The organism is Pseudoalteromonas rubra (assembly GCF_005887095.1).
GTDB classification, from domain to species: domain Bacteria; phylum Pseudomonadota; class Gammaproteobacteria; order Enterobacterales; family Alteromonadaceae; genus Pseudoalteromonas; species Pseudoalteromonas rubra_E.
This window is the reverse complement of sequence record NZ_PNCI01000030.1, coordinates 74,322-85,868: the sequence shown is the minus strand read 5'-3', so window position 1 is coordinate 85,868 and position 11,547 is coordinate 74,322. Positions and strand designations below refer to the sequence as shown.

10 protein-coding genes are annotated in these 11,547 nt (G+C 47.9%); 5 read left to right on the top strand and 5 right to left on the bottom strand.

Annotated features, from left to right (window positions below):
- Positions 1-6: 6 nt before the first annotated feature.
- The 3 genes from CWB99_RS13830 to ahpC form a co-directional block, all read right to left on the bottom strand.
- Positions 7-537, bottom strand: a complete 531-nt coding sequence (locus CWB99_RS13830) for a hypothetical protein (RefSeq protein WP_138551677.1) — start codon at positions 535-537, stop codon at positions 7-9.
- A gap of 291 nt (positions 538-828) precedes the next feature.
- Positions 829-2,400, bottom strand: coding sequence for an alkyl hydroperoxide reductase subunit F (ahpF, locus tag CWB99_RS13825; RefSeq protein WP_138551676.1), 1,572 nt, complete (start codon positions 2,398-2,400; stop codon positions 829-831).
- 219 nt (positions 2,401-2,619) lie between these two features.
- On the bottom strand, positions 2,620-3,189 hold the full coding sequence (gene ahpC / locus CWB99_RS13820) for an alkyl hydroperoxide reductase subunit C (RefSeq protein ID WP_010380696.1): 570 nt from the start codon (positions 3,187-3,189) through the stop codon (positions 2,620-2,622).
- Positions 3,190-3,409: 220 nt separating this feature from the next.
- On the opposite strand from ahpC, the gene CWB99_RS13815 reads away from it, so the two are divergent.
- From CWB99_RS13815 to CWB99_RS13800, 4 genes are all read left to right on the top strand, one after another.
- On the top strand, positions 3,410-3,832 hold the full coding sequence (locus CWB99_RS13815) for a DUF3429 family protein (protein WP_138551675.1): 423 nt from the start codon (positions 3,410-3,412) through the stop codon (positions 3,830-3,832).
- A 62-nt stretch (positions 3,833-3,894) separates the two neighbouring features.
- Positions 3,895-4,737, top strand: a complete 843-nt coding sequence (locus CWB99_RS13810; RefSeq protein WP_138551674.1) for a GGDEF domain-containing protein — start codon at positions 3,895-3,897, stop codon at positions 4,735-4,737.
- Positions 4,738-4,902: 165 nt separating this feature from the next.
- A complete protein-coding gene (locus CWB99_RS24815) occupies positions 4,903-5,985 on the top strand; it encodes a methyl-accepting chemotaxis protein (protein WP_138551673.1) in 1,083 nt (360 codons plus the stop codon).
- A gap of 121 nt (positions 5,986-6,106) precedes the next feature.
- Positions 6,107-6,892: a class I SAM-dependent methyltransferase gene (locus CWB99_RS13800; protein WP_138551672.1), complete on the top strand. Its 786-nt coding sequence runs from the start codon at positions 6,107-6,109 to the stop codon at positions 6,890-6,892.
- Positions 6,893-6,899: 7 nt separating this feature from the next.
- Here the strand turns inward: CWB99_RS13800 and CWB99_RS24590 are convergent, their stop codons facing one another.
- Positions 6,900-7,643 carry a metalloregulator ArsR/SmtB family transcription factor gene (locus CWB99_RS24590; RefSeq protein ID WP_249331900.1) on the bottom strand — a complete coding sequence of 248 codons (744 nt, stop codon included), beginning with the start codon at positions 7,641-7,643 and terminating at the stop codon, positions 6,900-6,902.
- A 262-nt stretch (positions 7,644-7,905) separates the two neighbouring features.
- On the opposite strand from CWB99_RS24590, the gene CWB99_RS13790 reads away from it, so the two are divergent.
- Complete coding sequence (locus CWB99_RS13790; protein WP_138551671.1) at positions 7,906-8,754, top strand: EamA family transporter; 849 nt, start codon at positions 7,906-7,908, stop codon at positions 8,752-8,754.
- Positions 8,755-8,766: 12 nt separating this feature from the next.
- Here the strand turns inward: CWB99_RS13790 and CWB99_RS13785 are convergent, their stop codons facing one another.
- Complete coding sequence (locus CWB99_RS13785; protein WP_138551670.1) at positions 8,767-11,229, bottom strand: S9 family peptidase; 2,463 nt, start codon at positions 11,227-11,229, stop codon at positions 8,767-8,769.
- Between the last annotated feature and the right edge of the window lie 318 nt (positions 11,230-11,547).

The following is an 11,547-nucleotide window of genomic DNA, read 5'->3' as shown; positions in this document are numbered from 1 at the left end:
GCGCCCTCACTGTTCACTAACCGAAATGCTGCAGCTCACTTGCTGCGCTTGTCGATTCATACAGAGGGTTTTACTGCTGCTCACATCAAGCGCACCAGCATCCGGATCAACTTCAAATTTCAAAACCTCGGCAGAGCCGGTAAAGCCACTGGTATTCCCATAAGTGAGCGCGCCAAAGTGCAGCGCCTTTCCTTGGTCAGTGGATACAGGTCCAAGCGCAACCAAAGTACCGTCGGAGACAATAAAGCTGTTGCTCATGGTCATCGACCCGTCATTCGGAGTAACACTAAAGTTCAGTTTCAGTTCGTAGGCAGATATCGGTTGAGCTGTGCTCAGTGTGACTGTGTATCCCTTTGATGCTGGAGCATCAGATTGTGGAGGATCAGATTGAGGCGGATCAGATTGAGTTGGGGGTGTATTAGTTGTCGTTACACTGGGGGAGTCAACCCCACATCCAGCCAGTGCAATCAACAGTGACGAGCAAAAAACCAGACCTAAGGTATTTCGCGGGGCACCAGACGCGATAGAGGTTTTCATTGTTGCAGCCTTGTTTACGTGCGAAGACTGATATAGCCATTAATATGCTATATCACCTTGTTCTTCGGGTACTGGGCTCACTTTCACTGCATACTGTACAACCTGTGAAGCGCAATAATCAAAGTGACTTTTCGTCAGCACATCGAAGTACACTCGCAAGTATAGTCGAACCATAGGATTGTAAAGCTCAGAGTTAAAAAAGCCACAACCAGTGAAAATCCGGTTGTGGCTTTACTGTACTCAGATGAGTACAGGCTTGGGTGTAACTCGCTCTATGTTCGTTGTTTTAGGTTAGGCTGCCTGCTCAGCCATATCTGACTGATGTCTTATAAGGTAATCAAAAGCCCCAAGACTGGCTGTAGCACCGCCGCCCATGGCAATGATAATTTGCTTGTATGGCTCGGTTGTCACATCTCCTGCGGCGAACACTCCTGCTATGCTGGTTGCACCTTTAGCATCAATGGCAATTTCGCCAAAGGGTGTCAACGCAATCCCGCTTCCCTCCAGCCATTCCGTATTAGGGATCAACCCAATTTGTACAAAAATACCGGCCAGCTCAAGTTGGTGACTTTGATTACTTAGCCTGTCCACATAGGTCAAGCCTGTTACCTTATTACCATCTCCCAACACTTCGGTTGTTTGGGCATCAGTGATGATAGTGACGTTTTTTAAGCTGCGCGCCTTTTTGATCAGCACTTCATCTGCTTTTAGCGAATCGGCAAACTCCAGCACCGTGACGTGTTCAACCAGATTAGCCAGATCAATGGCAGCCTCAATGCCGGAATTTCCTCCACCTATTACGGCAACAGGTTTGCCTTTAAACAAAGGGCCATCACAGTGCGGACAATACGCTACGCCTCTGCCTTTATATTCTTGCTCTCCCGGCACATTCATGGTCCGCCATCTTGCGCCAGTAGCAATAACGAGTGATTTTGCTTTCAAGGTCGCACCGCTCTCCAAAGTCAGCTCAAGCTTATTACCTTGATTGAGTCCACTCGCTCGCTGGTGCTTAATCACATCCACCTGATACTCGTTGACGTGTTCTTCCAACTGAGCAACTAATTTAGGACCCTCCGTAGCCGGCACGGAGATAAAGTTTTCAATGCTCAAAGTATCTGCAACCTGACCGCCAAAGCGTTCGGCCACGATGCCAGTATTAAGACCTTTTCGAGCCGCGTAAATGGCAGCAGCTGCACCGGCAGGGCCGCCGCCTACAACCAAAACATCAAACTCAGATTTTTGCGCCAGCTCGGCAGCCTGTTGCTCGCTATGCGTACTGTCCAGTTTGGCCAGTATTTCGGGCAGGGTAATTGCGCCCTGGCTGAATAATTGGCCATTGAGATAAACGCTCGGTACAGCCAGAATGTTACGTTGTTCAACTTCTTCAGGAAACAGTGCGCCATCTATCATGGTTGCTTTGATTTTGGCATTGTGCGCCGCCATCAGGTTCAGGGCCTGTACAACCTGAGGACAGGTTTGGCAGCTCAAAGATATGTAGATTTCAAAATTTAGTTCGTCTTGCATAGACTGGATCACAGCAAGCGTTTGTTCAGACACTTTCGCCTGATGTCCGCCGCTATGAAGCAAAGCCAGTATTACACTGGTAAATTCATGCCCCATGGGTACGCCGGCAAACTCAACCTGAGTATTACGTACAGGGGAATACACAGTTAAACTGGGAGTACGCTGGCTATTCTCTGATGTGCGAACGGTAATTAGCTCACTCAGTGATGCGAGTTCTTGTGCCAGCGACGCCACCTCTGCTGACTTTGCGCTGTCGTCCAACCCCAAAAGGAGCTCTATGGGATCTACCAGTGCAGCGAAATGGGTTTGCAACTGACTTTTTATCTGATTATCTAACATTCTGTACTTCCTCAATATTTCTGCCATTACACCAGTTAGGTTGACCCTTTTAGGGGCGGGTTTTGCCGAGATTTACCGATTCGGGCTGAACTAGCCCGAACCCGCGTAATTTGCTTAACGCTATCGCCAGTTTTGCGGGAAGAAGTCTTGTCACCAACCAGGTAAAAACATGCGCCTCGGCCGCAACAGACTTTTCCCTCATATTGGCGTAAAGGGGCTTTAAAGCTTACCGACCAGGTCTAAAGACGGTGCCAGTGTTTCTTCACCTGGCTGCCAAGACGCAGGACATACCTCGCCATCGTGAGACGCTATGTATTGCGCCGCCTGAACTTTACGAACAAGCTCTTTTGCACTGCGACCAATACCCAGATCGTGGGTTTCAACCACCTTAATTTCACCTTCAGGATTGATTACGAAGGTACCACGCAAAGCCAGCCCCTCTTCTTCAATCATTACGCCGAAATTGCGGGTAATTTTGCCCGTCGGGTCACCTATCATTGGGAATTGAATTTTCTTAATGGTTTCAGACGCATCATGCCAGGCTTTATGGGTAAAATGGGTGTCTGTAGAGACCGAATACACTTCCACGCCCATTTCTTGCAATTGTGCGTAATGATCAGCAAGGTCGCCTAGCTCGGTTGGACACACAAAGGTGAAGTCTGCTGGATAGAAAAAGACAATAGACCATTTACCAAGTAAATCTTTTTCACTGACATCAACGAACTCGCCGTGATGAAAAGCTGTTGCATTAAAAGGTTGAATTTGAGTGTTAATCAAAGAGGTAGTCATGTTGTTTCTCTCTTAGTTGTCAAGTTAAAGGATAACAAGTGTGACGCTGATGCCGCCTTGTTGTCGTTGTGTGATTACTAAGATAGAGGGGAATGTGACTTTATTTAAATAGATTGTTTTGATTGCTCCAATCCAAAAAACTGATGAAACTTTGGCAAAGTTTATGCGTATATCAGATATAATTAAAACATGAGTCAGAACAAACTTTTAAGAGAACTGAATGCATCCATACTTCAACCATATTATGCTGGCCTATGTTGGCTTTATCCCATTTTTACTCTGCGTCGCATTAACCCTGATGGTTGGTAGTTCAACTGTAGCCATTGATACTTTTAGTTACTACAGTCTGGGTGTATTGGCGTTTTTGGCTGGCAGTCTGTGGCGCCCGGGAGAGCAATCACAGCAGCAGGCCGTGATAGCTATCCTGGCTATTGTGCCTTTCCCTTTGCTGGCCCTTGCTTCACAGGTGGTTTTACTAAGTTATCTGGCAGTCTCTTACTGGCTCGTACTGTTGTTTGAACGGATGGCACCAAAGTGGCAAGAGACCCATCAGGATTATAAGAAAATGCGCTTTACACTTACTTCTGTTGTTTTTGTGAGTCATTTATTTATGATTGCGCAGGCCGTCGAACTGGCCGGATGAAAACAGTGAGCCACAGCCCGAGTAAAACCTGCTATAACTAAACAGATTACTGAGGGTCACGTATGCGTCAAAAACTATTACTCACACTTATCTGGCTGACAACGGCGTGCGCAATTGTAATCCTGTTACAAAACCCAGCTCAATACGCGGGAACCATCGAAGAATTAATCTGGTTAGCGGTGGCACTAACAGTCCTTGTATTGAGCCTGCCTCACTTAAAATACCAGTTACTGTTATATGCCTGGATAACATATTGCGTTGGGCTTATTCTGGACCTTTTTGACGACCTGATGGCCATTGAATTCATACCCGTCAATACTTTTGACACCTCGCTAAAACACTTGGGTTTTATGCTAGTTTGTTATGGCCTGCATACCATAATTCAGCAGAAAAAAGAGACCATTTTGGCACTGAATAAAGAAATAGCCAGACGTCATGAACTGGAGCAGCAACTTAAGTTTGACGCAACCCATGACGAGTTAACCGGGCTTGGCAATCGTCGAGCCTGCTTTGAACGATTCGAGCCACTGTGTGAAAACAGCAGCTACCTGTATTACTTTGATCTGGATAACTTTAAGCTGGCTAACGACTGCCATGGGCACCACACCGGCGATGAGATACTCAAAAAAGTGGCACAGGCCATGTCCAGGCAGTTTACCGCCGACGCATGTTTTCGTATTGGTGGAGACGAATTTGTCGCTTTCACGAATGAGGCTAACCTGCAGGAAGAAACACTCAGAGCCATGCTGCTTGAAGAGGTGTTCGAATATGGCGTTGGTGTCAGTATCGGAAAAGCGGCCGCAGATCCCACCCAGGATCCGGATGCACTGCTTCATCAAGCTGATTTGAGCATGTACGAAAATAAAGCCGGAAAAAGCATTCGTACTAAGATCAGAAAGCCATAATCTCCTGATAACTTAACACTGATTCACTACGCTTAATTAACCAGTAGAAAACTCCTACCTCTTTACTTCTCCTTTATGTAGATCATTGTTTATTTACATTAATCTAGCACTTTAGTGTCTCTGCTGCTATGCTGCTGGCAGTTTTGATAGTCGAAGGAACCCCCAGTGTTAAAAAATCTTTTTGCCAATGCCAGCCATCAGTCGGAAATACAGCAATTAAAAGCTGAGCTGGCCGCTCAACGTCAGGCCTATGAGCAACTGGAGGCGGAAAAGCAGGCGATACAGAACGAGCTTGTCGAGGCTCAGAAACAGTTAAACGACAACACAGACAACCAGCTTTTGCAATGTGCGCTGTCCGGATTGGGACAGATCCATGAAGTACGAGACGCCGTCTTGCGAAGCCTGCATCAGATTGAAGAAGAAAGTAGCTCCATTTCTCAGGTAAGTGCTTCGTTCGAAACATCGGAGTCCTCTTTGGCAAAAATCCTGTCGGGCATGTCCAGCCTGTCAACCAACATGGCCAGCATGACAGACAACATTTCTGGCCTTTCCCAAATGGCGGATAACATCAATACCTTTGTTACTACAATCTCAAAAATATCCGATCAGACCAACCTCCTGGCTCTTAATGCCGCGATTGAAGCCGCACGTGCTGGAGAAGCAGGTCGGGGCTTCAGCGTTGTTGCCGACGAAGTGCGTGCACTGGCAAACAATACTAACGAGTCAGCCAATGAAGTGTCTGACCTAGTTAAAAAAATTATTGATACAACCCAATTAACCGTTGATGGTGTGAACGTGATCCAAAGCTCAAACAACGACTTATCGTCAAGTATTGCGCACCTCAATGACGAATACGGTAATATTGTGAGTTGCTGTGGTTCAATGAAACAAACCATCGTCTCAGCGTCTTTGCAAACCTTTGTGCAGACAGCAAAGCTGGACCATGTGGTGTGGAAAGGGGAAGTCTACGGCGTGATTGCTGGCAACAGTAACAAGCAAATCAATGAATTTGCGGATCATACCAGCTGCCGTCTCGGTAAGTGGCTCAGTGGTGAAGGAAATAAAGTACTCAATAAATCCGGGATAATCAACCGCATTGATGGCCCTCACAAAGAGGTCCACAGGGCCGGTGTTGAAGCCATGACCCTGTTTGTTGCGGGAGAAAAGCAAAAAGCCATCGCTGAGCTGAACCGTATGGAACAAGCCAGTCGCGATGTACTGAGACTACTGGATGAAGTAACTCACTGATATTAATTCGAGCAACCTTAGGGGGAATTTTGTTTGTTAATCTCCCAAAGGTTGCTCAGGTTTCTCCTGCGCCGCTCTTCTGCTATTATCGCGCTTTTGTGATTTTCCCCTGGTAGTAATTATGTTGATAGATGCGAATTGGCGCGTTCTTACCGTCGGCGATGGCGATCTGAGCTTTTCATTATCCCTTAGCAAACAGCTAAAACCCGGCCATATTTGCGCCAGTATCTATGACGATGAAGCAACTCTGAGAGCAAAGTACCAACATCATGCATTAGACGCCCTGCGTCAGGACAGTGTACCAGTATTAACAGGGTTTGACGTGACCAAACCGGAAAGCTGGCAACGTCTGGATGGGGCGCTGTTTGATGCGGTGATCTTTCAGTTCCCCTTGATCCCCGCCTTTACCAGTAAGCAGGCGTTTGATGACCAAAAGCTATCGACAAACACCCTCAACCGCCGTTTATTGCGTCATTTTGTTGATTTTAGCCATCGTTATGCGCTTAACCCGGCTGGTCCTATGCTGGCTCTGATCACTTCAAAAGACGTTAAGCCTTATTGTGAATGGAATCTGGAAGACTCTTTATGCCGCGGCACTGACTACCAATATCTCGGTCAATCTAACTTCGACATTCATGCTTTTCCGGGTTATCGCATAAGAAATGTTGACAGAGACAAACATGTTAAAGAGACCAGTGGCATCACCTACTACTGGTCAGCAAAGCCTCACGCAGACCTGAGCGCATCGCTCTACCAACCAGCTTACCTCAACCAGGATCATTGTGGGATGTGTCGCGCCGGACCATTTCTCAACGAGTACGACAAACGTGCACATTTAGGGTCGAAGAAACATGCAATGATGCTCAGGCATGAACAAGACTGGCTCACTTACCTTAACATTGGCTAAGTACCCGCTAGCTACAACAACTTTGCTGTCGGGCTGGCCTGTCTCCCATTTTTGCAAGTCGGGTCAGCTCCTGAGCAATACATTCTGGCTCGCCAAACAAAGTTCGTTGCAGCACCTTCAGCATCCAATCAGGTAATGCCACATTCAGCGCATAGTAGACCCACTGGCTCTGCTTACGCACCGTTAGTATGCCCGCCTTTCTCAGCTGTGCAAGGTGTCGGGAGACTTTAGGCTGGCTGGGTTCATCCAATGCAACCATGAGCTCACATACGCACAGCTCTTGTTCAAGTAAAATCAGTAACAGCGTTTTCAGACGCAGCTCGTCGCTCATTGCCTTGTAAAAAGTCATGGATGTAACTGGGCTTACTTGCTGAGACTGGGTAAGTAAATTGCGTACTTTCTCATTGAGCTCATACAGGCATTTGCGATAAGGGTTATAGGGCTCCACAGACTCATCTAACGTAACTTGCCAGTTCAGAGCCTGTTCTACTAGGCCATTTTCGTGTGTTGATCCCATACCGTCTGTAATGTGGATAGTTAACTCACACTCTTCAGGTTTTGCACCGCAAGACACACACTCTGTGCTACTCAACAAACCAAAAGCCCCGAGGGCCTCCTTTGCCATAGGGCTGATACTCTGCTCTGTTTGCAAAATGGCTGAAACCTTGATGTCCCGCCTGTGATGGTTAAGTAAAGACACAAGCATTAGCACCAAATCCGGGTTTGCACCTGTCACAAAAATACTTTTCACTGAACTGCTCTCCTATATACGAATATGATTATATAACGAAAGCACAACACAGTTAATATCCAGATTGGAGAACGCAGTGTTTCTCCAGGTTAAATTAAACCACTCAATGAAATAAAAACGCTGCAACTTGATAATATAAGTTAAAGAGAAATGGCGAATCTCTCGGTATTACCGAACTTTATAGAATAATGTATACAAAACTATTGAGCAGCACTATTTTGATAAGTAGACTAGCGACCTTCATTTTTTGCGAGACTTCTCGATGCATGTTTTAAACAAGAGCTTTCTATATGCCATCGCGTGCTTGTTGCTTGCCATGGTCACCATTCAGTCCGGTGCTTCAATCGCCAAACAGCTGTTTCCTCATGTTGGTCCTGAGGGCACAACGGCCTACCGGTTGGGCTTTTCGGCTCTTATTTTGTGCCTAGTTTTCCGCCCCTGGCGACATTTACCTAAAAACTGGCGACCTGTGATCTTGTATGGCCTGAGTCTGGGCATCATGAATCTGACATTTTATTATGCAATTGAACGCATTCCGCTGGGCATTGGCGTTGCATTGGAATTCACCGGGCCACTGGCCGTCGCGCTATTTTCCTCACGACGTAAGCGTGATTACCTCTGGGTCGCGCTCGCACTTGCTGGCATTTTGCTGTTGCTGCCTAATATGGGAGAGGTCGATGGGCTGGATCCCATCGGGGTTTTACTGGCTCTTACCGCAGGTGCCTGTTGGGCGGGGTACATCTTATTTGGTAAAAAAAGCGGGGGTCACGGCTCAGGAGGCGCAACGGTTGCCATTGGAATGAGCGTCGCCGCTTTCGCCGTTGTCCCGGTTGGTGTGATATCACAAGGCAGCGCATTGCTCGACTGGTCATTGATCCCGCTGGGTATCGCCATAGGGCTGTTGTCCAGCGCACTGCCCTACAGCCTGGAAATGGTGGCATTGAAGAAAATGCCGGCGCAGGGCTTTAGTATCATGATGAGTATGGAGCCAGCCATTGCCGCACTGGCTGGCTTAGTGATCTTAGGCGAGCTGCTCAGTGGCTGGCAGTGGCTTGCAATCTTTATGGTGATTGCCGCGTCACTAGGCAGCTCCCTTTCCTCTAAAGAATGATCACACTTAACATTACATCGGCCAGGGCGTTTGAGGCTCTGGCTCAAGCTTGAATCTTAATTCTTCCGGGACCTGATTGATTTCTTCAATCACAGGTAGTGGGTCAAAATGGCGTTGTAGCCAGCTCTGCTGCTCCCAGAGCATATGCAACACATCCTGACGATTTGCGTAATCGTGATTACTCTCAGGTAGCAACACCAGACGTGCCCGCTTGCCTAGATCATTCAGAGCACTGAACATGCGCTCACTTTGAACCGCAAAGTGACCCGGCTGGCGGTCCTGATAACCATGGATCAACAACACAGACGCAGAGATTTTATCAGCCGCCGCCAAAGGTGAGCTCATCAGATAAGCCTGTGGGTCCTGCCACAAAGTGCCAGTTTGCTTCTCAAAGGCGAATGGCGCTAGCGTATAATTATAAGTACCGCTGCGTGCTATCCCTGTGACAAACAGCTGAGTGTTGGCCAACAGATCAAGCACCACGGTAGCAGCAGCGCCATGACCCCCAATGGCCACTTTGCTGACATCTGCTATACCTTGCTGCGCTAATACCGCGACAGCGGCCTCTGCAGTCGACTGCCACTGTGCTCGTAATTGTGCAGCACTGCCGGGCTCGCCCGGTAAGGTAAAGGCCTCAATTTCAAATACCGCATACCCCTGAGCTAAATGGGGCAAAGCACCGAGGTGATCCACGGGCACAAAATAGTGCGGGGAGTTAAATGTATGTTTTACCTGACTGGGTGCTTTTACCCACATCAGCACAGGTACCCGACCAAGACTGGGATCGTAATTAGCTGGTAGATAGAGCGTGCCGGATATTTGCGTCCCATCACCGCGATCAAAATTCAGGACCTCCTGAGACAGGCCACGTAATGCCGGATATGGATGTCTGAAATGAGTGATCTGTTCCAGCGAGCTGAATGTCCTATCATGGACAAAATAGTTAGGTTGCTCCTGTTTCGATTGACGACGAGTGATAAAGCGCATCCCCTCTTCATCCAACAGTGCGATAAACTCTTCAAAATACGGTGCCTGAGATTGCCATATCCGGGTACGGGTGTTCGTTCTGGCATCAAACCTGTCCAGGAACGGCAAATCCTGCTCTTTTACCTTTTCTACACCACGAATAAATAGATATCGACTTCCCACCACTTTAAGTACCTGAACGCCCAAATCATTACGCGCAGTCAACCACTGTTCGGAGGTCGCTTCCGTCACACGATACCTGGCCACTTCCAGAGGGTTGCGCTGTGGCGCGAGCGGGTTAATCACCGACGTTGTTAAGAAACGCGCGTTTTCCGCCTGGGTCAGTAAAGCAATGTTTGAGTCGCCCCAGTCCATACGAACAAAGCGCTCCTGCAATGCCATAAACAAACGCGGCGCTCGTTTAAAGGGCGAAGAAATATGGTACAGACCGTACTCATTCTGTGCATCTTCTTCTTGTGCCCAAATCACAGTAGCACCTTTATCTGCACGCCACTGAAAATGACTGCGCACAGGTGGAGAAGGTGGCGCGGAGATAGCCGCCAGGACCGTATTTTCTTCGCTGTGCTCCATCGCTGATTCGCTCGGTAACACAGGCCGGTAAAGCTCATACAATGCAAACCCTGTCATTCCCCAGACTTGCCAGACACTGGGGTGACTGGCCAGCGAACGTTGCAAAGTTTGTGGCTGTTGTGGCGCTTCCAGTATCGCCATCGCAACGATTAAATTGGTGGCGTCTGGCGACGGTTCAAAGTGGTGGAAATAGGCGGGTCCGCCAATGGCTGTGGGGCGGCCTTGCAAAGGAACTTTGATTAACTGACCCTGCGCATATTGGGCAAAGGCTTCAGTAGAGAGCGTTTGACTGGTTTGCTTAAGCGGACTCAGTGCCCCATGCGATTGCGCTACCACGGGTCCTACCAGTGGCGATTGTTGCACTGGTTGCTGCTGCTCACCTGTGTGATTGATGGCGCTGTTAATCACCAATGCGGAACTGTCTGGTAGCCAGTGGTAAGGTATCTCACTGGTGACTCCGTTGAGCGGATAGCGTGATAAAGCACTCAGCTCACGTTGTTCAATATCATAAATCCAAAGACGGCCGTCCTGCTTAGATAACAAGATAAAAGCCAGGTAGCGACCATCAGCACTCCAACGCGGCGCATATATTTCACCCGCAGGCAGATTGTCGACTTGCACCTCAGCGCCTGTTGCGACATGCTTGAAGCTAAGCCCAGAGTAGGTTGCGATGCCCAGACGCATAAATGTGGTCGGGTTGAAATGCAAATCACCATAACGCACACCTGTTTCGGTGTTTTGCTCTGACGCGGGTGATTTTGTCAATAACGCCATCCAGACATGTTGCTCATTAAGCAAGACTTCAGGCATTGGCGGCACATCAACGAGTTGGGCGATCTCTTCTTTGGGTATCTGATACCCTTCAGACACCGCAATCGCAGCATGTACCCACACACAACAAGCTAAAAAAAACAGCACAGCCGGGCTCTTTTTCACCACTTTTCTACCTTTGAATTTGTATCTTAACCTCTCATGATATAACGAAATTCCTTAAATGTGCACTAGTTTAATGCCAACGGCACAATAAAGTAGCCAATCATGAGGTGAGTGAATTTCGGCGATAACACCGCTCCCGCGCCCTGCTATCGCTGAGGCACCGACATCCATACAGGCGCGGCAGAAAATTTGATATTTAGTTGTTCTAAATGAGAATTTTTTAACACGGTTAGCGGCAAATTTAATCCCTCAGGTTAGTTACGTATCACTGCTGACAAGTATAAAGTGTATCCAGACGCG

Excerpts from the sequence above, each read along its gene's own strand:
- CWB99_RS13830 (WP_138551677.1), bottom strand. The coding sequence starts at position 537 with ATGAAAACCTCTATCGCGTCTGGTGCCCCGCGAAATACCTTAGGTCTG.
- ahpF (WP_138551676.1), bottom strand. The coding sequence starts at position 2,400 with ATGTTAGATAATCAGATAAAAAGTCAGTTGCAAACCCATTTCGCTGCA.
- ahpC (WP_010380696.1), bottom strand. The coding sequence starts at position 3,189 with ATGACTACCTCTTTGATTAACACTCAAATTCAACCTTTTAATGCAACA.
- CWB99_RS13815 (WP_138551675.1), top strand. The coding sequence starts at position 3,410 with ATGCATCCATACTTCAACCATATTATGCTGGCCTATGTTGGCTTTATC.
- CWB99_RS13810 (WP_138551674.1), top strand. The coding sequence starts at position 3,895 with ATGCGTCAAAAACTATTACTCACACTTATCTGGCTGACAACGGCGTGC.
- CWB99_RS13800 (WP_138551672.1), top strand. The coding sequence starts at position 6,107 with ATGTTGATAGATGCGAATTGGCGCGTTCTTACCGTCGGCGATGGCGAT.
- CWB99_RS13790 (WP_138551671.1), top strand. The coding sequence starts at position 7,906 with ATGCATGTTTTAAACAAGAGCTTTCTATATGCCATCGCGTGCTTGTTG.